Annotated in this window: 18 protein-coding genes and 1 tRNA gene; 6 read left to right on the plus strand and 13 right to left on the minus strand. The window is 69.8% G+C overall.

All coding sequences use genetic code 11. The features are described 5' to 3' along the window. Positions 1 to 156: 156 nt before the first annotated feature. Complete coding sequence (clpB, locus tag VH969_RS06380) at positions 157 to 2748, minus strand: ATP-dependent chaperone ClpB (protein ID WP_331971848.1); 2592 nt, start codon at positions 2746 to 2748, stop codon at positions 157 to 159. A 761-nt stretch (positions 2749 to 3509) separates the two neighbouring features. Here clpB and VH969_RS06385 point away from each other — a divergent pair. Further along, complete coding sequence (locus VH969_RS06385) at positions 3510 to 4613, plus strand: globin domain-containing protein (RefSeq protein ID WP_331971852.1); 1104 nt, start codon at positions 3510 to 3512, stop codon at positions 4611 to 4613. 398 nt (positions 4614 to 5011) lie between these two features. Here the strand turns inward: VH969_RS06385 and VH969_RS06390 are convergent, their stop codons facing one another. The 5 genes from VH969_RS06390 to VH969_RS06410 all read right to left on the minus strand — a co-directional run bounded on the left by VH969_RS06390 (position 5012) and on the right by VH969_RS06410 (position 10232). Then, entirely contained in the window at positions 5012 to 5437 is a 426-nt protein-coding gene (locus VH969_RS06390; RefSeq protein ID WP_331971854.1) for a heat shock protein transcriptional repressor HspR, read from the minus strand. Beyond that, positions 5437 to 6615 (minus strand): molecular chaperone DnaJ, encoded by a 1179-nt coding sequence (dnaJ, locus tag VH969_RS06395; protein WP_331971857.1) that lies wholly within the window; start codon positions 6613 to 6615, stop codon positions 5437 to 5439. The genes VH969_RS06390 and dnaJ overlap by 1 nt, the downstream gene beginning before the upstream one ends. A gap of 21 nt (positions 6616 to 6636) precedes the next feature. Beyond that, on the minus strand, positions 6637 to 7335 hold the full coding sequence (gene grpE, locus VH969_RS06400) for a nucleotide exchange factor GrpE (RefSeq protein WP_331971860.1): 699 nt from the start codon (positions 7333 to 7335) through the stop codon (positions 6637 to 6639). A 47-nt stretch (positions 7336 to 7382) separates the two neighbouring features. Continuing rightward, positions 7383 to 9245 (minus strand): molecular chaperone DnaK, encoded by a 1863-nt coding sequence (gene dnaK / locus VH969_RS06405; RefSeq protein ID WP_331971863.1) that lies wholly within the window; start codon positions 9243 to 9245, stop codon positions 7383 to 7385. Between the two features lie 159 nt (positions 9246 to 9404). After that, a complete protein-coding gene (locus VH969_RS06410; RefSeq protein WP_331971866.1) occupies positions 9405 to 10232 on the minus strand; it encodes a DUF4097 family beta strand repeat-containing protein in 828 nt (275 codons plus the stop codon). A 166-nt stretch (positions 10233 to 10398) separates the two neighbouring features. Here VH969_RS06410 and VH969_RS06415 point away from each other — a divergent pair, with 166 nt between their 5' ends. Next, complete coding sequence (locus tag VH969_RS06415) at positions 10399 to 11583, plus strand: MFS transporter (RefSeq protein ID WP_331971869.1); 1185 nt, start codon at positions 10399 to 10401, stop codon at positions 11581 to 11583. On the opposite strand, the gene dcd is transcribed toward VH969_RS06415, so the two are convergent. Further along, the gene (gene dcd / locus VH969_RS06420) at positions 11552 to 12133 is read right to left on the minus strand and encodes a dCTP deaminase (protein ID WP_331971872.1); all 582 of its coding nucleotides are present in this window, start codon (positions 12131 to 12133) and stop codon (positions 11552 to 11554) included. The genes VH969_RS06415 and dcd overlap by 32 nt on opposite strands. Before the next feature lie 57 nt (positions 12134 to 12190). Here dcd and VH969_RS06425 point away from each other — a divergent pair. Next, a tRNA-Gly gene (locus VH969_RS06425) sits at positions 12191 to 12261 on the plus strand. Positions 12262 to 12347: 86 nt separating this feature from the next. Here the strand turns inward: VH969_RS06425 and VH969_RS06430 are convergent. Together VH969_RS06430 and VH969_RS06435 are read right to left on the minus strand one after the other, a co-directional pair. Further along, positions 12348 to 13493 (minus strand): ScyD/ScyE family protein, encoded by a 1146-nt coding sequence (locus tag VH969_RS06430; protein WP_331971875.1) that lies wholly within the window; start codon positions 13491 to 13493, stop codon positions 12348 to 12350. Between the two features lie 753 nt (positions 13494 to 14246). Continuing rightward, the gene (locus VH969_RS06435) at positions 14247 to 14711 is read right to left on the minus strand and encodes a DUF4304 domain-containing protein (protein WP_331971878.1); all 465 of its coding nucleotides are present in this window, start codon (positions 14709 to 14711) and stop codon (positions 14247 to 14249) included. Between the two features lie 142 nt (positions 14712 to 14853). Here VH969_RS06435 and VH969_RS06440 point away from each other — a divergent pair, with 142 nt between their 5' ends. The 3 genes from VH969_RS06440 to VH969_RS06450 all read left to right on the plus strand — a co-directional run bounded on the left by VH969_RS06440 (position 14854) and on the right by VH969_RS06450 (position 17875). Next, complete coding sequence (locus VH969_RS06440) at positions 14854 to 15564, plus strand: response regulator transcription factor (RefSeq protein ID WP_331971881.1); 711 nt, start codon at positions 14854 to 14856, stop codon at positions 15562 to 15564. A gap of 130 nt (positions 15565 to 15694) precedes the next feature. After that, positions 15695 to 17527 carry an acyl-CoA dehydrogenase gene (locus VH969_RS06445; RefSeq protein ID WP_331971884.1) on the plus strand — a complete coding sequence of 611 codons (1833 nt, stop codon included), beginning with the start codon at positions 15695 to 15697 and terminating at the stop codon, positions 17525 to 17527. A gap of 66 nt (positions 17528 to 17593) precedes the next feature. After that, complete coding sequence (locus VH969_RS06450) at positions 17594 to 17875, plus strand: GlsB/YeaQ/YmgE family stress response membrane protein (protein WP_331971887.1); 282 nt, start codon at positions 17594 to 17596, stop codon at positions 17873 to 17875. A gap of 54 nt (positions 17876 to 17929) precedes the next feature. Here VH969_RS06450 and VH969_RS06455 read toward each other — a convergent pair whose 3' ends face one another. From VH969_RS06455 to VH969_RS06470, 4 genes are all read right to left on the minus strand, one after another. Beyond that, positions 17930 to 19762: a VanW family protein gene (locus VH969_RS06455; protein ID WP_331971890.1), complete on the minus strand. Its 1833-nt coding sequence runs from the start codon at positions 19760 to 19762 to the stop codon at positions 17930 to 17932. Between the two features lie 15 nt (positions 19763 to 19777). Further along, complete coding sequence (locus tag VH969_RS06460) at positions 19778 to 20071, minus strand: GroES family chaperonin (RefSeq protein ID WP_331971923.1); 294 nt, start codon at positions 20069 to 20071, stop codon at positions 19778 to 19780. A gap of 68 nt (positions 20072 to 20139) precedes the next feature. After that, positions 20140 to 20607, minus strand: a complete 468-nt coding sequence (locus tag VH969_RS06465; RefSeq protein WP_331971893.1) for an SRPBCC family protein — start codon at positions 20605 to 20607, stop codon at positions 20140 to 20142. Between the two features lie 237 nt (positions 20608 to 20844). Further along, a complete protein-coding gene (locus tag VH969_RS06470) occupies positions 20845 to 21282 on the minus strand; it encodes a DUF3291 domain-containing protein (protein WP_331971896.1) in 438 nt (145 codons plus the stop codon).

Raw genomic sequence — 21282 nt, forward strand, 5'->3', positions numbered from 1 at the left:
GTAGCCCCCGCCCTCTCCGGGGGCACCCCTCGTGACCGTCAGTTTACCGGGGAGGGCTGACAAAAAGGGTGGTCAGTCGCGTTCTGTGGACAAGCTCGCGGGTTGTGGACAGCGCGCGGCCCGCGAGTCCGTTGTGGACTCGCGGACCTACGTCGCTTACAGGGCGCGGCCGACGATCAGGCCGGAGTTGTCATCCGCCACGTCCACGCGGACCGTGTCGCCGTCGCGGATCTCGCCGGCCAGCAGGGACTTCGCCAGCTGGTCGCCGATCGCCGACGACACCAGCCTACGCAGCGGGCGGGCGCCGTACACCGGGTCGAAGCCGTTCAGGGCCAGCCAGTCGCGCGCCGCCGCGGAGACGTCCAGGGTCAGCCGGCGACCGGCCAGGCGCTTGCCCAGCTGCGTCACCTGGATGTCCACAATGGACGTGAGCTCCTCGGTCGCCAGCGAGTGGAACACCACCACGTCGTCGAGCCGGTTCAGGAACTCCGGCTTGAAGTGGCGCTGCACCACCGAGAGCACCGCGTCCTTGCGCTGCCGCTCGTCCAGCGTCGCGTCCGCGATCGCCTGCGAGCCGAGGTTCGAGGTCAGCACCAGGATCGTGTTCCGGAAGTCCACCGTCCGGCCCTGACCGGCGGTCAGCCGGCCGTCGTCGAGGACCTGTAGCAGCACGTCGAACACGTCCGGGTGCGCCTTCTCCACCTCGTCCAGCAGCACCACGCTGTACGGCCGCCGCCGTACCGCCTCGGTCAACTGACCGCCCTGGTCGTAGCCGACGTAGCCGGGCGGCGCGCCGACGAGCCGGGCCACCGAGTGCTTCTCGGAGTACTCGCTCATGTCGATGCGCACCATCGCGCGCTCGTCGTCGAACAGGAACTCCGCCAGCGCCTTGGCCAGCTCCGTCTTGCCGACACCGGTCGGGCCGAGGAACAGGAACGAACCAGTCGGCCGATCGGGGTCGGCCACGCCGGCACGCGCCCGGCGGACGGCGTCGGACACCGCGCGCACGGCCTCGGCCTGGCCGATGACCCGCGTGGAGATCGCCTCCTCCATGCGCAGCAGCTTCGCGGTCTCGCCCTCGAGCAGCCGGCCGGCCGGGATGCCGGTCCACGCGGACACGACGTCGGCCACGTCGTCCGGGCCGACCTCCTCCTTGAGCATGACCTGCTCCTCCGCGTGCTCCGCGGTCCGCGTCGCCTCCTCGAGCTCCTTCTCCAGCCCCGGGATCCGGCCGTACCGCAGCTCGGCGGCCCGCCCCAGGTCGCCGTCGCGCTCGGCCCGCTCCGACTCGCCCCGCAGCTGCTCGAGCTGCTCCTTGAGCTCGCGGACCCGCTCGATCGAGCCCTTCTCGTTCTGCCAGCGGGCGGTCAGCGCGGAGAGGTGCTCGCGCTTCTCGGCGAGCTCGGCCCGCAGCGCCGCCAGCCGCTGCCGGGACGCCTCGTCCTCCTCCTTCTCGAGCGCCATCTCCTCGATCTCGAGGCGGCGCACCGCGCGCTCGACCTCGTCGATCTCGACGGGCCGGGAGTCGATCTCCATGCGCAGCCGCGACGCGGCCTCGTCGACCAGGTCGATCGCCTTGTCCGGCAGGAACCGTGCGGTGATGTAGCGGTCGGAGAGGGTCGCCGCCGCGACCAGCGCGCCGTCGGTGATCCGCACGCCGTGGTGGACCTCGTAGCGCTCCTTGAGCCCGCGCAGGATACCGACCGTGTCCTCCACGCTCGGCTCGCCGACCAGGACCTGCTGGAAGCGTCGCTCCAGCGCGGCGTCCTTCTCGATGTGCTGGCGGTACTCGTCGAGCGTCGTGGCACCGACCATCCGCAGCTCACCGCGGGCGAGCATCGGCTTGATCATGTTGCCGGCGTCCATCGCGCCCTCGCCGGTCGCGCCCGCGCCGACGATCGTGTGCAGCTCGTCGATGAACGTGATGACCTGGCCGGCCGACTCGGTGATCTCCTTGAGTACCGCCTTGAGCCGCTCCTCGAACTCACCGCGGAACTTCGCGCCGGCGACCATCGCCCCCAGGTCGAGCGCGACCACACGCTTGCCGAGCAGCGACTGCGGCACGTCGCCGGCCACGATCCGCTGGGCAAGCCCCTCGACGATCGCGGTCTTGCCGACGCCCGGCTCGCCGATCAGCACCGGGTTGTTCTTCGTGCGCCGGGACAGCACCTGCACGACCCGGCGGATCTCCGCGTCGCGGCCGATCACCGGGTCGAGCTCGCCCTTGCGCGCACGCTCGGTGAGGTCGACGCCGTACTTGTCCAGCGCCTGGTAGGTGCCCTCCGGGTCGGGGCTGGTGACGCGCGCGGAACCGCGGACCTTGACGAACGCCTCGCGCAGCGCGTCCGGCGTGGCGCCGTGCCGGTTGAGCAGGTCGGCCACCGGGCCGCCCTCGCTCGCGAGGCCGACCAGCAGGTGCTCGGTCGAGACGAACTCGTCGCCCATCTCCGTCGCCAGCTTCTGGGCCTGCGTGACCGCGCGCAGCGCACGTCCGTCGAGCTGCGGCGCGGACACGGTGGCGCCGGTCGCCGAGGGCAGCCCGTTGGACAGCTGGTCGAGCTCCTTGCGGATCACGCTCGGATCGGCGCCCACGGCCTGCAGCAGCGGCGCGGTCAGCCCGTCACCCTGCGCCAGCAAAGCGCCCAGCAGATGCACCGGAGTGACATCCGGATTGCCGGCCATGGTCGCGGCCTGTGCCGCCGACGAGATCGCCTGCTGGGTTTTAGTCGTCGGGTTGAAAGAGTCCAATTCCCCTCACCTCGTGTGCGCAGCAGTCCTTCACTACGTCAACGTCAGCAAAGTTGAGTCAGTTCCACTCAACCCAGGTTTTTCATAGCGTAGTCGCCATAGTGGCGCGTCTCACCCACACGTACCAATAGCGCTGTCCACAGGACATGTCCACCTGTCCACAATCCCCAGGTCTTTATCCACAGGGACTGGTGTATCGGGAATCGGTGGCTGGGGAGGGCACCGCCAGCCGGGTGATCAGAGTGTGGTATTCGGCGGTCGGCGCGGATGTCTACGTAGTCGCCGTCCGGGGTCGCGGATCTGAGCCCCCAGGTCCGGCCGGCGAGCCGGCAGGAGCGGTCGACAGCGCGGGACTTAGGTCGGCTCGTGACAGCGCGAAATTGCTGGTCAGCACCGATTTCGAGACCCAGCGGTGCTGGTTCGGCAACACGGGCGGGAGGGTCCGGGCTTGGTCGCGTGGCGAACGCGTTCTTACGCTCCGTACTCAGGCGCGAGAACCTTCGCTCGGTGTGGCTCGAACGTCCGAAACCAGCCACCGTGTGTAGTGGTTTCCCACACGAAAGCGCCGGGAGTCGCGACATCCGGGCAGTTTCCGTCTACTGTCCACATGTCGGGGACGGATGACCGCGAAGTGAACAATCCGGCGTCGCCCCCGGACGCCAAGAGGTGGAGTCTGTGCCCCGACCATGACAGCCAACGCCGTTGTGAGCCCCGTACCGCGCCAGGACCGCGTCGAGTCCAGTTCGGACCCGGTCGCGACCATGGTGCGGTTGGTCCGCGAAACGTGGGCGCTCGTCGAGCCCAACGCGGGCCGGGTGGCTGAGTTCTTCTACGCGACGCTGTTCAGCATCGCTCCCGCGACCCGGGAACTGTTCCCGATCAACATGCAGATCCAGCGGTCGCGGCTGTTGCGTGCGCTCGTGCACGTGGTGCAGATGGTCGACCGGCCGGACGACCTGATCCCGTTCCTGCGCCAGCTCGGCCGCGACCACCGGAAGTTCGGCGTGGTGGCCGGCCACTACGAGGCGGTCGGTATGGCGCTGCTGGCCGGGGTCAAGCAGTACGCGGGTCGCGCGTGGACGGATGAAGTCGAGCGCGCGTGGGCCGAGGCGTACACGATCATGGCGCGCGCCATGCTGGAGTCCGCGAGCGCGGACGAGGGTCCGGCCTGGTGGAACGGCACTGTCGTCGACCGCCAGCGGCTCGATCGATCGCTGTCGATCGTGCGCGTCCAGCCGGACCACCCGCTGCCCTACCACCCGGGGCAGTACGTGAGCGTGGAGGTGCCCCAGCGGCCGCGGATGTGGCGGTACCTGACGCCGGCGACCGCGCCACGCGACGACGGGCTGCTGGAGTTCCACGTGCGCGCCGTCGACGGCGGGTGGGTGAGCCGCTCGATCGTGGCGACGGCGCAGCCGGGCGAGCAGTGGCGGATGGGCCCGCCGATGGGCCGGCTGCGGGTGGACCGCAATGCTGGCCGGGACGTGCTGATGATCGCGGGCGGCACTGGCGTCGCGCCGATGCGGGCGATCATCGAGCACCTGGCGAAGTGGGGCGAGAACCCGCGCGTGCAGCTGTTCTACGGCGGCCGGACGCGGGCGGACCTATACGACCTTGAGCACCTGCAGCAGATCACGTCGACGAACCCGTGGCTGACGGTCGTCCCGGTGCTGGAAGCGGAGACGCGGATCGCGGCCGTGGAGCGCGGCACGCTGGCGGACGTGGTGACCCGGTACGGCGCATGGAGTGATCACGACGTGCTGGTGTCGGGCTCGCCGCCGATGGTCCGCTCGACCGTGTCGCGGATGCTCGTGGCGGGGACTTCCCTGGACCGCATCACGTACGACCCGTTCACGGTCGACTGATCCACTGTAGACTGACTCGATTCGAGAGCACCGGGCGGCCTCCGGCCCCGGAATCCAGCGTACAAGGACTCACCGACACTTCCGGCCGGGCAGCCGCTTGCTTGTGGACAGCTCCGCCGCAGAAAACTCCGGCCTGCGGACAACTTCCGCCGCACGAGGCGTTCCGGCTGTCAGCAGCTCTGCACGTGGAACCGTGAACGACCCACGCTTGTGGACAACCGCCCGCCGGGCGGAGGAGAACCTGTGGACAACTCCCGGCCACGCGGGGGCCCCCCGTTTTCCAGCCTATTCGGGGGGTCTGACGGTTTGCGGTGGTGAGACGTCGGCTGTGGACAGGTTCCGGCCGTGAGTGTGCGAAAGGCCCGGCCCCATGCGGGGCCGGGCCTTCGTGAAACGGCTTACCTGCGAGGTTTCCAGACCACGAGGGCGGTCTCCTGGCGGACCGGGACCAGCTCGTTGCGGTACGAGCGGTGGATGGCCGCGGCCGCTTGTTCGGCCGCCGCGTGTACGGCCGCCAGCTCGGCGGTGAGCTCGGCGACCCGGTCGCGCAGGTCGTCGACCTGGCGTTCCAGCTCGATGATCCGCTTGACGCCCGCCAGGTTCACGCCCTGCTCCTGCGACAGCCGCTGCACCTCGCGCAGCAGGGCGATGTCCCGCATCGAGTAGCGGCGGCCGCCGCCGGTCGTGCGGCCCGGGGAGACCAGGCCCAGCCGGTCGTAGCCGCGCAGCGTCTGGGCGTGCAGCCCCGACAGCTGGGCGGCCACGGAGATCACGAAGACGGGCGTGTCCTCGTCGGCACCTGGAGGGAACGGGATTCCGGTCATCACTCGCTCCGTTGCTGCAGCATGGCCGTCAGGTCCGGCCGCGGGTCGTGCCCGGCCGTGGCGGCCAGGTAGTCCTCGAGCGCCTTCTTCGCCTTGTCGTCCATGTTGGACGGAACCGCGACCTGCAGGGTCACCAGCAGGTCACCGGTCTGGCCGTCCCGCCGCGAGATGCCCTTGCCGCGCACCCGCAGCACCCGGCCGCTCGACGTGCCCGGCGCGACCCGCAGCGACACCTTGTCATCGAGGGTCGGCACGGTCAGCGTCGTGCCCAGCGCCAGCTCCGGGAACGTCACCGGCACCTTGATCGTCAGGTCATTGCCCGACCGGCCGAAGATCGCGTGCGGGGTCACGTGCACGCGCACGTACAGGTCACCCGCGTGCCCGCCGTTCTGGCCCGGCTCGCCCTGCTCTGCCAGCCGGATCCGCTGGTCGTCGTTGACGCCCGCGGGGATCCGCACGGTCAGCGTCCGGGTCCGCGTGCTGACACCATCGCCGCCGCACTCCGCGCACGGGTCGTCGACGATCCGTCCGGTGCCACGGCAGTCCCGGCACGGCTCGCTGAACGCGAACGCGCCCTGGCTGCGGCTGACCAGCCCGGCCCCGCTACACGTCGGACAGGTGCGCGGGGTCGTGCCGGGCTTCGCACCCGAGCCGTGACAGGTGCCGCAGGTCGACGGCGACGACAGCCGCAGCGGGACCGTCGCGCCCTTGACCGCCTCGACGAAGTCGATGCGCACCTCGGTCTCCACGTCGGCCCCGCGGCGCGGCCGGTTGGTCGCGCTCGCGGTGCCGCCGCGGCGGCCGAACAGGTTGCCCAGCAGGTCGCTGATGCCCCCGCTGGCGCCGGCCTGCTGGCCACCGCTGCCGAAGATGTCGCCGAAGTCGAACGTGGAGCCGCCCGTGCCGAACCCGCCGAAGCCCCCCGGCCGGAACCCGCCCGAACCGAAGAGCCTGCGCGCCTCGTCGTACTGCTTGCGCTTCTCCGGATCGCCGAGCACGCCGTACGCCTCGGACACCGCCTTGAAGCGGGCCTCGGCCTGGGAGTTGCCCGGGTTCGCGTCCGGGTGCAGCTCACGCGCGAGCTTGCGGTACGCCTTCTTGATGTCGGCGTCGCTGGCGTCGGACGAGACGCCCAACTCGTGGTAGAAGTCCTTGTCGATCCAGTCCCTCGCACTCACCGGACGCCCCCTCCTCTCTTGTCAGATCTGATCGTCGGCTCGGTCCGCCGGCGTGTCGACGTCCGCCGACGCGAACCAGTCGTTCGCCTCCGGGCCGCCCGGCTTCGCATCGGGAGCCGCCGGCGGCGCGGGCGCCTCGGCCGGTGCCGCATCGGCCGGCCCGGGCTCGTGGTCGGTCACCCCGACCAGCGCCGCCCGCACGATGCGGTCGCCGAACCGGTAGCCCCGGCGCAGCACCGCGGTCACGGTCGGGCCGCTGACCTCCGGCGACGTGTCGTGCTGAACGGCCTCGTGCACCGACGGGTCGAACGCCTCGCCCTCGTGCCCGAACGACTCCAGGCCGACGCGCTCCAGGGTGGCCACGAGCTTGTCGGCCACCGCCTTGAACGCGCCGGTCAGGTCGCCGTGCTGGTGCGCGCGCTCGATGTCGTCGAGCACGGACAGCAGCTCCTGGGCCACCGACGCCTTCGCGGTGTTGGTCACGACCTCACGGTCGCGGTCGATCCGCTTGCGGTAGTTGGCGTACTCGGCCTGCAGGCGCTGCAGGTCTGCGGTCCGCTCGTCCAGCTGCTCCTTCAGCTCGGCCTCCCGGTTGGGCTCTTCCGGAGCGGCCGCCCCCTCCGCGGGGACGGCCTGCTCCGGCTGTGCGGCCTCATCCGGTTCCGGTGCCTGGCGGACCTGCCCCGTGTCGGGGTCGATACGGCGGCGGTCGCGAACCACGACTCGCGGCTCCTCTCCGGCGTCTTCGTCGGGTCGGTCGCCCGAACTCACTTCTTGTCCTCGTCGACGATCTCGGCGTCGACCACGTCCTCGCCACTCGGTGCGGCCTGCTCACCGCCCTGGTCACCCTGGGCACCGGCGTCCCCGCCGCCACCCTGCGCCTGCGCGCCGGACTGGGCGTACATGGCCGAGCCCATGGCCTGCGACTCGGTCGCGAGCTTCTCCATCGCGGTCTTGATGGCCGCGGTGTCGGTGCCCTTCAGGGCTTCCTGCGCGTCCTTGATCGCGACGTTGACCTTCTCCTTGACCTCGCCGGGGATCTTGTCGTCGTTGTCCTTGACGAACTTCTCCGTCTGGTAGACCAGCGTCTCCGCCTGGTTGCGGACCTCGGCCTCCTCGCGGCGCTTCTTGTCCTCCTCGGCGTGCGCCTCGGCGTCCTTGACCATCCGGTCGATGTCCTCCTTCGGCAGCGCCGAGCCGCCGGTGATGGTCATCGACTGCTCCTTGCCGGTGCCGAGGTCCTTCGCGTTGACGTGCACGATGCCGTTCGCGTCGATGTCGAAGGTGACCTCGATCTGCGGGACGCCCCGGGGTGCCGGCGGGATGCCGGTGAGGTCGAAGGTGCCCAGCTTCTTGTTGTGCACCGCGATCTCACGCTCGCCCTGGAACACCTGGATGCCGACCGTGGTCTGGCCGTCGTCCGCCGTGGAGAAGATCTCCGAGCGCTTGGTCGGGATGGTCGTGTTCCGCTCGATGAGCTTGGTGAACACGCCGCCCTTGGTCTCGATGCCGAGCGACAGCGGGGTGACGTCCAGCAGCAGGACGTCCTTGACGTCGCCACGCAGCACGCCGGCCTGCAGGGTCGCGCCGACCGCGACGACCTCGTCGGGGTTGACGCCCTTGTTCGGCTCCTTGCCGCCGGTCAGCTCCTTGACCAGGTCGGTGACCGCGGGCATGCGGGTCGAACCACCGACGAGCACGACGTGGTCGATGTCGCCGACCTTGATGCCGGCGTCCTTGATCACGTTGTTGAACGGCGCGCGGGTGCGGTCGAGCAGGTCGCTCGTGATCCGCTGGAACTCCGCACGCGACAGCGTCTCGTCGAGGAACAGCGGGTTCTTGTCCGCGTCCACGGTGATGTACGGCAGGTTGATGTTGGCGCTGTTCGAGCTGGACAGCTCGATCTTCGCCTTCTCCGCCGCCTCACGGATGCGCTGCAGCGCCATCTTGTCCTTGGTGAGGTCGATGCCCGCGGACTGCTTGAACTTGTCCACCAGCCAGTCGACGATGCGCTGGTCCCAGTCGTCCCCACCGAGGTGGTTGTCACCGGAGGTCGCGCGGACCTCGACGACGCCCTCGCCGATCTCCAGCAGCGACACGTCGAAGGTGCCGCCACCGAGGTCGAAGACCAGGATCGTCTGCTCCTTCTCGCCCTTGTCCAGGCCGTACGCCAGGGCGGCCGCGGTCGGCTCGTTCACGATCCGCAGCACGTTCAGGCCGGCGATCTGCCCGGCCTCCTTGGTGGCCTGCCGCTGGGCGTCCTCGAAGTAGGCGGGGACGGTGATGACCGCGTCGGTGATCGGCTCACCGAGGTAGGACTCGGCGTCACGCTTCAACTTCATCAGGACGCGGGCGCTGATCTCCTGCGCGGAGTAGCTCTTGCCGTCGACCTCGGTCTGCCAGTCCGTGCCCATGTGCCGCTTGACCGACCGGACCGTGCGGTCCACGTTCGTGACCGCCTGGTTCTTCGCCGGCTGACCCACCAGCACCTCGCCGTTCTTGGCGAAGGCAACGATCGACGGGGTGGTCCGCGAACCCTCGGAGTTGGCGATAACCGTCGGCTCACCGCCCTCGAGGACAGCGACGACGGAGTTGGTCGTCCCCAGGTCGATTCCGACCGCTCGCGCCATTTGGATTCCTCCTGCTTGCTCTTCCTGTGTGGGTTGAGTGCTTCCCACTCAAGTCTGCCGTCGGATCCGATCACCCGTCAAACCAGACTTGAGCCCTCCTCGCTCAACCTTCCTGCCAGTCCCAACGCACGACCCCGGCAGATCGTTCCCGGCGGGCCGTCAGGCTGCGGAAACGGTGATGTTGCCGCTGTCGGTGCGCAGGTCGAGGCGGTGCTCGCCGGCCGGATCGTTGCCGATCTCACTGTCGACGTTGCCGCTGTCCGCGTTCGTCGAAACCTGGTAGTCGCCATCCGGGACGGTCACCTCGACGTTGCCCGAGTCCGCGTCGACCGTCACGTCCTGCGCGGTCGCGAGCTGGAGCTCGACGTGCCCGGAGGACGACTTCACCCGCGCCGCGCCGCCGAGATCATGTGCCTCGACGCTGCCCGACTCCGCCTCCAGGGTGAGGTCGCCCCGCACGCCGTCGGCCTCGATGCTGCCCGACTCGGCCTTGGCCACGACGTCGCCGTCGATGTCCGACAGCTCGACCTTGCCCGAGTGCGCCTCGACGTTGACCTCGCCGGAGACGTCCCGCACGGCGACCCGCCCCGAGCTCGCCCGCACGGTCACCGCCGAGGCGCCGGTGATGTCCGCGGTGCCGGAGTCGAGCTGGCCGGTCACGCTGGTGCCCTCGGGCACGGTGACGTCGTAGGCGATCCAGCAGTTCGGCTTGTCGCACGAGTCCAGCTCGAGCACGCCGTTCTTCACCCGGAACGTCTCGCCCGGCTTCTCGTCGGCGTAGTGGATCTCGCGCTTCACCGACGGCGGGCCGCCGGTGTGGATCCGGACGTCGCCCGAGTCGTTGGCGAACCGCACGCTCGTGAAGGACTGTGTGACGTCCTTCGAGTCGGAGTCCCGCTCCGTCGTCATGTCGAAGTCGCACGCGCTCAGCAGCCCGATGCCGGTGACGACTATGCCGGCCGCCGCGACGGCCCGTCCGATCCCCATGTCGGTGCCCCTCTGCTCAGTAATCCTGCGTCGGTTCGACGCTAGGACCGGCACGGACCCGCCGACATCAGGGACGCCCCCGAATCGACCCTGGGGCCAGCCCCAGGGTGCCCGGCATGTGGGAAGCTGTTCCCAGATAGCAGGAGGCGTTGACTAACGTGCGGGTATGCCCAGACGGTGGTTCATCCTCGCCGTGGGGATGGCCGCGCAGGCCACCACGTCGAGCTTCCTGTACGGGCTGCCGTTCCTGATCCCGGAGCTGCAGAGGTCGCACGGCGTCTCGCTGACGGAGGCGGGCACGCTGGTGTCGGCGCCGCTGCTCGGGCTGCTGCTGGCGCTGATCGCGTGGGGCGCGGCCGCGGACCGGTACGGCGAGCGGACGGTGATGGCGGTCGGCCTCGGGGCGACCGGCGTCCTGCTGCTGATCTCGCTCACGCTGCCCGGCCTGACGCTGTTCGGCGCGGGTTTGTTCGTGGCCGGAGCGTGCGCGGCCTCGGTGAACGCGGCGAGCGGGCGGGTGGTGCTGGGTTGGTTCTCGGCGGCCGAGCGCGGGCTGGCGATGGGCATCCGGCAGACGGCGCAGCCGATCGGCGTGGGTATCGCGGCCGCGACGCTGCCGTGGCTCGGGCTCCGGTGGGGCTTCGCGCCCGCGGTCGCGCTGCCGGCCGTGCTCTGCCTGGTCGCGGCGGTGCTCGTGCTGCTGGTGGTGATCGACCCGCCGCGGCCCGAGCGCACGGCGGCCGCGTCCGCGTCGCCCTACCGGACGGAGCCGGCGACCACGTTGCTGCGGCTGCACACGGCGAGCTCGCTGCTGGTGGCCCCGCAGTTCGTGGCGGCGACGTTCGCGGTGACGTTCCTGGTGTCCGAGCACGGCTGGACCCCGGTCGACGCGGGCCGGCTGGTCGCGGTCGTGCAGGTGGTCGGCGCGGCCGGGCGGATCGCGGCGGGCGTGTGGTCGGACCGGGTGGGCAACCGGATGGGCCCGATGCGGGTGGTGGCCGTGCTGGCGGCCGTGACGATGTTGTTGTGGGGCGTGGGCGGGTCGTCGTGGCTGTCGGTGGCGGCGCTGGTGGCGGCGCTTGTCGTCACGGTGACCGACAACGGGCTGGGCTTCACGGCGACGGCCGAGCTGGCGGGCCCGTTCTGGGCGGGCCGGGCGCTGGGCGTGCAGAACACGGCGCAGAACGTCGTGGCGATGGCGACCGCGCCGCTGTTCGGCGCGTTGATCACGGCGCTGGGCTATCCGGGCGCGCTCCTGCTCGCCGCGGTGTTCCCGTTGTGCGGGGCCGCTTTGACGCCGGTCGCGGGGGAACGGCGGCTCAGCGCCGCGTATCCACGCGGTGGAAGTTGAGGTAGGCGCGCGAGGGGGTCGGACCGCGCTGGCCCTGGTAGCGGGAGCCGGCGGCCTGCGAGCCGTAGGGGTTCTCGGCGGCGCTGGAGAGGCGGAACAGGCAGAGCTGGCCGATCTTCATGCCGGGCCACAGGGTGATCGGCAGGTTGGCGACGTTGGACAGTTCGAGCGTGATGTGCCCCTCGAAGCCGGGGTCGATGAAGCCGGCGGTCGAGTGCGTCAGCAACCCGAGGCGGCCGAGGCTGGACTTCCCCTCGAGCCGCCCGGCGAGATCGTCCGGCAGCGACACCGACTCGAAGGTCGACCCGAGCACGAACTCGCCCGGATGCAGCACGAACGGCTCGTCCCCGGCCGCCTCGACGAGCGCGGTGAGATCGTCCTGCTGCCGGCTCGGGTCGATGTGGGTGTACTTGGTGTTGTTGAAGACGCGGAAGAACCGATCGAGCCGCACGTCGATGCTGGATGGCTGCAACATGGCGAGATCGAACGGGTCGAGCCCGAACCGCCCGGACTCCAGCTCCTTGCGCAGATCCCGATCGCTCAACAACACCCGCTCACCCTAACCGCGAGGCCGTGTAAGCTCAGCGAGGCCCGCCAGACGGGCGCTGCGGATGTAGTTCAATGGTAGAACATCAGCTTCCCAAGCTGAGAACGCGGGTTCGATTCCCGTCATCCGCTCTGGGGCCGATTCTCACAGCTCAGAAGGGGTGCCTCCGGACCTTCGGAGGCACCCCTTCTGCATGCCTGGTTCGAGATCGGGAACGTCAGCTCGACTTGATGCGCAGCACCTGCCCGATGCCCGGCGAGCCCGAGTTGTTGGTGATGTACAGCCCATCCTTGCGGACGGTGATGCCGCCCGGCCCGGTCAGCGTCCCCGGGGGCAAGGCGACCTGCCGCTTGGTCCCGTCCCGGGACACGGTGAAGAGGCCACCGTCGGTGGACCCTCCCAGCAGCCCGTCGTGGTCGAACTCGAGCACGTACAGCGTGCCGTCGTTCCCGAACGCGAGGTCCATGATGTTCGTGAATCCGCTCGCGAAGACGGACACCGCTCCGGTGCGCGGGTTCACGCGGTAGACGTTGGCGCCGCCAGGCGGGAACGGGAAGCCGGTGAGCTCGCTGACGTAGTACTGGCCATCCGGCCCCATGACGACCGACGTCGGGACGGCCTGCATCGGGACGTCCGGCCCGCCGAACGGGTTGGGAACCAGCCGGTTGGGGAACACCGCCAGGTTCGTGACGCGGCCCCTCGTGTCGACGACGTTGATCGCGTTGCCGCCTGCGTCGGCGACCACGAAGCGGTCGCGGTTGTTGTCGAAGAGCACGTCGACGGCGTTGGAGTCGACCGCCGGGTTGCCGACCTCCGCATCCGGGTTCACGTCGCGTTCGAACGCCCAGAGGTCGGCGACGTTCCGGGGCTGGTTGGGCCGCTCGATCTTCAGTAGCCGGCCGAAGAGGTTCGCGGCCGGATTCTGCGCGGCCAGGGCGTCCCGGGAGATCGTCGCGCCGGACTCGTCCTTTGGCTCGGTGGGCCCGCCACTGGTTATGAAGACGCGATCCGCGTCGAGCACCGTGATGCCGTGCGGGCCGATGGCGTGCACGTCGCCCGGCGTGTTCGCGTACGAGGGCAGGCCCTGGACGATGCGCGACTGGTGGCCTGACCGGTCGACCTTCGTCACCGCGCCCGTGGTGCCCATGCACGCCGGACCCTCAGCACCGACGAAGCACGGCCCGCTGCCACCCCGGCCGGCCTCCGCCACGAACAGGTCGCCGCGCGACCCAAACGCCAGGTGCCGCGGGCTGTCGAGCCCGGAAGCCACGACATCGACACTGATCTCTGCCGCCGCGGCGGGGGACACCAGCACGCCGAGCGGCAGAAGTAAAACGGCGGGAAGAAGACGGAGCACACGCATAAGACCCTCCAAGCCGGACCATTGTGTGCGGAGACCCTCCCACTTGAAGTCGAACCGGGTCAATCCATACCGGTCAACCTTTGAGCCCCGGCATGAGCCGTGGAGTCCGGGTGCGGCGCGGCAATCTGCGCGGCCATCAATGAATGCGGGCAGCGCGTTGTTGTTGGATCGGTGCCATGCCCTTCGGGTGCAAGGAGGTGAGCGCGATGGTCGCCGAATCGATCATGTGCTCGCGCGCCGCTGCCTGGGCGTCTGCGCGGGGCTGACCGGGCGCGGACGGAAAGGGAATCGACCGACCGAAGAGGTGTTCCTGTCCTTTGTCTAGCCCGATTGGCCTTTGTCCGCCGGAACAATCAGCTTATCCAGATCCCCCGGCTGGCGGAACGGTCGGCAAAAGCCCGGGCGAATCGAGCAGCAGAGCGTCCGAATCCGGAGATTCCGTCTGTTCTGCGGTATTCGCCGACCGGAGATGGGGCCGGCAGTTCCGGCCGCCCGATGCGGGCGGCGGATGACATCGACTCGACCATCCACTTTGGATGATCGATGGCCGGGACGGCGGGCAGTACCCCATCGACGCGGCAGCCGGGTCCGAGCGATGACGTTACGTCGAGCGGCGAAATGTTGGCGGCGCGATGGACCCGATGGCGCGGCCGGCGAGGCTGGAGCTGGCACACCGCCGGTGCGGCTCGAAGCGCGGCACGTTCGCCGGCGACTCGAGGCCGCGCGGGCAGCAGGGTCCGACGTCGCCTCGCGTCAGGCCATGCGCTCGCGCATCGCCGGCAGTGCGAACTCCCGCACCGCCGACAGCACCTCGCGGGACAGCGAGTCGAACGGCTTGCCGGCCTCGAGCTCCCACCACAGCTCCCCGATGGGGAAGCCGGCCACGGTCACCAGCTCGCCGATCGGGGCCTCCCAGCCGGCTCCCGCGGTCTTCGTCGGCGGCGGCGCGTGCCTGCTCACCGGGTAGTACGGCCGGACCCGCAGCTGATGCGCCCACTCGTCGCGGGAGATCACCCCTACACGGACGGTGAAGCGGACGGCCCGTTCGGTGAACGAACGGGTCTGCTCGACGACGATCTCGCCCCAGTGCCGGTTGCTCTCGATGCGGAACCGGCGACCCACGCCGAAGAAGCCGAGGGCACGCAGACCCGGGGCCAGGTTCGTGTCGACCATGAACCTGAACCACTCCTGGGCGTTGCGCTCGAGCTCGGACTCCATGGTGCCACCAACAGTAGCTGCCCGACGCCGCAAAGTGGTAAGTGTTCGCTATCCCGATCGGGCGGAAAAACTCCTACCTGAATGGCGTCACACCTGGGCGCTTCTGTCGTTCCTGAGTCAGACAAGTCCTCAGGAGGACGGGATGCCAGTGAGCACGCAGCAGCAACCCGGACGCGCGACCAGCACCATCGGCGTAGCGCTCATCGACGGGACCCCGCTCGTCCGGGAAGGGTTGTCCTCGCTGCTCAACCGCACCGCGGGACTCCGGTTCCTCGGCTCCGCCGAGTCGGCTCAGGTGGGCCTGCGGTTGTGTCAGCGGCTGCGGCCCGACGTCGTCCTCGTCGACGCCGCCCTCGACCCGCGCGGCCAGCTCTCCCACGTCCTGTCCGCGGCCGGCGGGAGCATGCGCGTCCTGCTGTTGATCGACGACGCCCGCCGCACCAACCAGTACATCGCCGGCGCGCTCGCCGCCGGGGTGGCCGGCGTGATCCGCCGGTCGGCCCAGCCGAACGAGCTCCTCCGCGCCATCCAGGCCGTGCACACCGAGGGCCGCTACCTCGACCCCGCGCTCGCCCCCGCCCTGGCCGCGCCCGCGCCCCGCGCCCAGCAGACACCCCGCCAGCCGCTGTCCCGCCGCGAGCACCAGGTCCTCCAGCTCATCGCCGACGGGCTGGAGAACCAGGCGATCGCCGACATCCTGTACGTGTCCGTCGAGACCGTGCGCACCCACGTGAAGAGCATCCTGCGCAAGCTCTCCTCGCGGGATCGCACGCACGCGGTGGCGGTCGCGTTCCGGTCCGGGGTGCTGGTCGTGGACGAGCAGAGCCCCGGGTCGAGGCCCGCTCGGGACTGATCTGCGTCGCCCGCCGGGCGAGGTCCAATGAACGGCAGGTTCCAGAAGTTTCCTTGCCCGACGCTACCGGCAAGTAATATTCTGATGTTACTGCCGAGTAGGGGACCACAGAAGACGGGGAGCGACGACCATGGGCCACTACCAGAGCAACGTCCGTGACCTCGAGTTCAACCTGTTCGAGGTACTCAAGGTCCAGGACCGCCTGGGCAAGGGCGTGCTGGCCGAGGCCGACGAGGACACCGTGCGCGGCGTGCTGGGCGAGCTGAACAACCTCGCGACCGGCCCGCTCGCGGAGTCGTTCGTCGACGGCGACCGCAACCCGCCGGTCTTCGACCCGAAGACGCACTCCGTGACGCTGCCCGAGTCGTTCAAGAAGGCCTACCACCAGCTGTGGGACGGCGAGTGGTGGCGGCTGGGCCTCACCAACGAGCTCGGCGGCTTCGGCCTGCCGCCGTCGGTGCAGTGGGCCGCCGCGGAGCTGATCCTCGGCGCCAACGCGCCGCTGTTCATGTACCTGTCCGGGCCCAACATGGCCCAGGTGCTGTACCGCAACGGTACCGAGGAGCAGCGGCACTGGGGCGAGCTCATGATCGAGAACGGCTGGGGGTCCACGATGGTGCTGACCGAGCCCGACGCGGGCTCGGACGTGGGCGCCGGCCGGACCAAGGCGATCAAGCAGGACGACGGCTCCTGGCACATCGAGGGCGTGAAGCGCTTCATCACGTCGGCCGAGCACGACCTCGCCGAGAACATCGTGCACATCGTGCTGGCCCGGCCGGAGGGCGCGGGCCCGGGCACCAAGGGCCTGTCGATGTTCATCGTGCCGAAGTTCCACTTCGACTCGCAGACCGGTGAGCTCGGCGAGCGCAACGGCGTCTTCGTCACCGGCGTCGAGCACAAGATGGGCATCAAGGTGTCCACGACGTGCGAGCTCTCGTTCGGTCAGCACGGCGTCCCCGCCAAGGGCTGGCTCGTCGGCGAGGTACACAACGGCATCGCGCAGATGTTCCAGATCATCGAGTACGCCCGGATGATGGTCGGCACCAAGGCGATCGCGACGCTGTCCACCGGCTACCTGAACGCGCTGAGCTACGCCAAGGAGCGCGTGCAGGGCGCGGACCTCACGCAGATGCTGGACAAGACCGCGCCGCGGGTCACGATCACCCACCACCCGGACGTGCGCCGCAGCCTGATGATGCAGAAGGCGTACGCCGAGGGCCTGCGTGCGGTGTACCTATATACGGCCTCGCTGTCGGACCAGGTGTGGACCGGCGAGGGCGACGACGAGGCACGCGAGCTGGCCGCGCGGGTGAACGACCTGCTGCTGCCGATCGTCAAGGGCGTCGGCTCCGAGCGGGCCTACGAGCAGCTCGCGCAGTCGCTGCAGACGCTCGGCGGCTCGGGCTTCCTGCAGGACTACCCGATCGAGCAGTACATCCGCGACGCGAAGATCGACTCCCTCTACGAGGGCACCACGGCGATCCAGTCGATGGACTTCTTCTTCCGCAAGATCGTGCGGGACAAGGGGCAGGCGCTGACCTACCTCGCCGGCGAGATCTCCGCGTTCATCGAGGCGGAGAGCGGCAACGGCCGGCTCAAGGAGGAGCGCGGGCTGCTCAAGCAGGCGCTCGAGGACGTGCAGGGCATGCTCGGCGCGATGATCGGCTTCCTGACGAACTCACAGAACGAGCCGGAGAGCGTCTACAAGGTCGGCCAGCACACCGTGCGACTGCTGATGGCGACCGGCGACCTGATGATCGGCTGGCTGCTGCAGCGGCAGGCGGAGATCGCGATCGCCGCGCTCGACGCGGGTGTGTCCGGTAAGGACAAGGCGTTCTACGAGGGCAAGCTCGCCGTCGCCTCGTTCTTCGCGCGCAACGTGCTGCCGGAGCTCTCGGCCGGTCGGAAAATCGTCGAGGCCGCGGACAACTCGTTGATGGAGCTAGACGAAGCCGCGTTCTGACCACAAGGTGTGATCGAGGCGAATCGGTGGTATCTGTTGGACACCATCGAATGCTGAGGAGCAGCTATGTGGGACGGTTACTCGATCATCGGCCTCCTCATCGCGGGCATCGTGCTGGGGATCCTCGGGCGGTTGTTCGCCCCGGGTCGCCAGAAGATCCCGTGGTGGTTGACGATCCTCGCCGGCATCGTCGGCGCACTCATCGGCAACTGGCTGGCGTCGGTCGTCGGAGTTCGCCATACCGAGGGAATCGACTGGATCCGGCACATCTTCCAGATCGCCGCGGCGGCCGTGGCCGTCATCCTCGCGGCGGCGCTGTACGGCGGCCGATCCCGTAGCCGCGTCTGACCAACGAACTGCGCAAGGGCCCCCGGCAGCCGCCGGGGGCCCTTCGCTTTCGCGTCAGCGGGCCGGTTTCGGCTTGCAGACGATCTTGGGGTGCGAGTTGTAGCGGACGGTGCGGGTCTTGCGCGACACCTCCGCGCCGCTGTTGGCGTCCTTGATGATCCGTGTGTCGCTGGTGGTGAAGCCCTGCCCACCCTCGCTCGGCCGGCAGTTCGGGTCCGTGCTCGTCTTGGTCTCCGGCTCGGTGTAGTCGCCGCGGCCGCCGGTGATCGACTCGACCTCGTAGTGCTTGGTACCCCAGATCTTCACGGTGATCGACGAGGACGTCCAGATCGTCTGGATGGCCACGCCGGTCGGCGACTCGTTGGTGAACTTCAGGTCGATCACGCTGCTGCCGTCGGGGTTCTGGAACACCGTCGCCTCGCGCGCGGCGGGGTAGCGGCTGATGTAGTAGCTGTGCTCCTTGTGCCCCGCGTCGGTCATCGCGGCGAAGTACGCGGCGTTGTACAGCGTCGTGGCGAACTGCGAGATGCCGCCGCCGACCTCCCGGTTGGGCACGCCGTTCTCGATCACGCCGGCCTCGACGTAGCCCTGGGCGGCGGTGCGCGGACCCGTGTAGCCGTTGAGGCTGAACGTGTCGCCCGGCTTCACGATCGCGCCGTCGACCTCCGCGGCGACCGTGCGGATGTTGACGCCGGAGTCACTGGCGAAGCCACTGGTGGTGAACTCGCCGATGACCTCCTTGATGCCGAGCTTGTTCGCCGCGGCGGTGGTCACCTTCGCCGGCTTGTGCTTGTAGCTGGCGGTGAGCTCGCGGCCGTCGGTCTTCTTCAGCACGTCGGGCAGCGGCTGCAGGCTCTTCTTCCAGTCGATGCCCTTGCCGTCCACCGACGGCTTGACGGTCGGCGAGCCGCCGGTGAAGACGATCTGCGCGTCCTTGCCCGCGATCTCGGTCGACGCGAGCTGCGGGCCGACCGCACCGACGACCTTCTTCTGGTCGATCTTCGGCGTCAGCCCGCCCTTGCCGTCGGGCGCGAACGTGAGCGCCTTCGCGATCGCGGGCGGCTCGAGGCGGCCGTCCTTGCCGTTGCCGTGCACGACGACCGGGCCGGAGACGGCGGGCTTCGCGATCTCGTCGATGGCCTTGTGCACGGCCTCGGACGTGGTCTTCACCGGCGTCGTGTCGACGGGGAGCACGACGGCGTCGCCGGTGGCCCAGTCGTCGATGAGGGCCTGGCGCGCGCCGGTGGCGTCGAGCTGCTGGCCGTCCTTGGGCTCCACGGCGACCGGCTTGATGCCGTCGAACTTCACGCCACCCTCGGCCGGCTCGCGGTCGCTGTTGTTCCGCAGGACCTCGACGGCGGCGGTGAGCGCGGTGTTGTCGGTGGTCGTGGCGACGCCGACCTCGTGGGTGGTGAAGAACGAGGCGAGCCGGGTGAACGGGTTGAGCGGCTGGTCGCCCGCACGGTCGAGCGTGCCCTGCCAGTCGACGGTCAGGCCGGCCTTCACCGGGTCGACCTTCGTGTCCACGTCGCCGATCTTGACGTCGACCGGCGCGGTCGTGCGCGGGCCGATCGCGTCGCGCAGCTTCTGCTCGGCGTCCGCGCGCGAGTCGCCGCCGACGGCCACGCCGGCGACCGTGACCCCGCGGGGCACGTCACCGCTGGAGATGATCAGGTCGAGCGTGTAGAGCACGGCGAGCGTGCCGAGCACCGCGCCGGCCACGATGCCGGCCCTGCGCAGCCCGGGCCTGCCCGCCCGCGGGCCCTTCGGTCGCTCGATCTTGACCGTAGGCTCGTCGCCGGTGAGCACCGGAACCGCGGCCGGTGGCGCCACGGGCCTGAGCACGTCCGTCTGCTCCGCGTGCGACTGCGGCCACTGGTAGTCCACGGGTCGCCTTCCCCTTTAGAGATACAAGCCTGTGCCGTGCTCAGTCCGCTCACTGGCGATCGCGTGCAGATCCCGTTCACGGATCACCAGGTAGTTCTGCCCCTTGACCTCGACCTCGAGCTGGTCGTCCGGGTTGAACAGCACCCGGTCGCCCACCTTGACGTGTCGAACGTTGATGCCGGCGCCGAGCACGTCGCCCCACGCCAGCCGCCTCGCCATCTGTGCCGTCGCCGGGATGACGATGCCGCCGCTGCTACGCCGCTCCCCCTCCTCGGGAGTCAGCCGCACGAGGACCCGGTCGTGCAGCATCTGAATCTCGAGTTTGAGTTCCGGCACCGACGCATGTTAACCGTCGCTCTCGCCGGCCCTGCGACGTGTCAGGCCCTACCCTCCGCCGCGTCCTTGAGCCGGCGCAGCGTGCGTTCGATGTTGCGCCGGTTGGTCTCCGCCCGGTCGCGAACGCCGGTACCGAGGCGTCCGATCGGCCGGAACCACGCGGGCGTGCGGTCCCAGGTGCTCTCGCGGACCACGCAGCCGTCGCCGCTGGGCTCGAGGTCGTACTGCCAGCGGGAGATCGGCAGGCCGTAGTAGGTGACATCGAACGCGAACCGCTTGCCGGGCTCGGCGTCGGTCACGGTGACGGTGGTCGTCCAGCGCCGCCACGCCCGCTTGTTGGTGCCGCGGAAGCGGGCACCGGCCTGCGCCTCGGTCACGCCGCCGAGCCACCGGCCGCGCGCGAACTCGGCGGCGACCTTCGCCAGGCCGGGAAGATCGCTGACGAGCGCGTAGACGGCTTGCGGGGAAGCGGCGATGTCGGTCTCCGCGGACGCGGTCGGCGCGATCATTCGCGTGAGCCTACCCACCACTGTGGACAATCCGCCCGCGCGGGGGCCCCCCGATTTCCACGCTACCCGGCGGGACCGACGCTTTCGGGCCAATGCGAGGTGCCTGTGGACAACTCGGCCGATTGAACGGTCCATTCAATCGGCGGGGGTCCCCCCGATTTCCAGCCTATCGGCGACGACCGACGGAAACGGGGCTGTGTAAGGGAACCTGTGGACCGGTTCGTGGGCTGTGGACAACTACCGTCTTTCGCGGTGGCCGGCCGGGTCGAAGCGGACGCGTACCGAGAACGCCTCCGGTGCCGGGCCGTACCGCCGCAGCCGGCGCAACCGGGCCAGGCCCTCCTCGACCGTCGGCCGCGAGCCAGCCGGGACCCACCACAGCACCGTGCTCGGCTGGGTCACCGGCTCGAACCACTCGTGCCGGCGCCGCACGAAATGCCCGTGCGCGCTGCGATACGTGTACTCGTGCAGCGGCCGGTACGACGTCCACAGCGACAGGTTCAGCACCAGCCGCTCGTCCGCCGACACCGGCTCGCGCAGCCGCCACACGAAGCCGGGGGCCCGGTCGGCCAGCGCGTTGATCCGCGCCAGCGCCGAGACGTACTCGGCCACCTGCGGCGCCGACGGCGGGAGCCGCAGCAGCGACAGGTTCGCCTGGGCCAGGTGAAACCCCAC

It is taken from the genome of Actinophytocola sp. (assembly GCF_036555685.1).
Lineage (GTDB): Bacteria > Actinomycetota > Actinomycetes > Mycobacteriales > Pseudonocardiaceae > Actinophytocola.

Coding starts and splice junctions, on each gene's coding strand:
- VH969_RS06390 (WP_331971854.1), bottom strand. CDS start 5,437: ATGACCGGAATCCCGTTCCCTCCAGGTGCCGACGAGGACACGCCCGTC.
- VH969_RS06410 (WP_331971866.1), bottom strand. CDS start 10,232: ATGGGGATCGGACGGGCCGTCGCGGCGGCCGGCATAGTCGTCACCGGC.
- dnaK (WP_331971863.1), bottom strand. CDS start 9,245: ATGGCGCGAGCGGTCGGAATCGACCTGGGGACGACCAACTCCGTCGTC.
- VH969_RS06430 (WP_331971875.1), bottom strand. CDS start 13,493: ATGCGTGTGCTCCGTCTTCTTCCCGCCGTTTTACTTCTGCCGCTCGGC.
- VH969_RS06385 (WP_331971852.1), top strand. CDS start 3,510: ATGGTGCGGTTGGTCCGCGAAACGTGGGCGCTCGTCGAGCCCAACGCG.
- VH969_RS06445 (WP_331971884.1), top strand. CDS start 15,695: ATGGGCCACTACCAGAGCAACGTCCGTGACCTCGAGTTCAACCTGTTC.
- VH969_RS06465 (WP_331971893.1), bottom strand. CDS start 20,607: ATGATCGCGCCGACCGCGTCCGCGGAGACCGACATCGCCGCTTCCCCG.
- VH969_RS06460 (WP_331971923.1), bottom strand. CDS start 20,071: ATGCTGCACGACCGGGTCCTCGTGCGGCTGACTCCCGAGGAGGGGGAG.
- VH969_RS06450 (WP_331971887.1), top strand. CDS start 17,594: ATGTGGGACGGTTACTCGATCATCGGCCTCCTCATCGCGGGCATCGTG.
- VH969_RS06415 (WP_331971869.1), top strand. CDS start 10,399: ATGCCCAGACGGTGGTTCATCCTCGCCGTGGGGATGGCCGCGCAGGCC.
- VH969_RS06440 (WP_331971881.1), top strand. CDS start 14,854: ATGCCAGTGAGCACGCAGCAGCAACCCGGACGCGCGACCAGCACCATC.
- VH969_RS06435 (WP_331971878.1), bottom strand. CDS start 14,711: ATGGAGTCCGAGCTCGAGCGCAACGCCCAGGAGTGGTTCAGGTTCATG.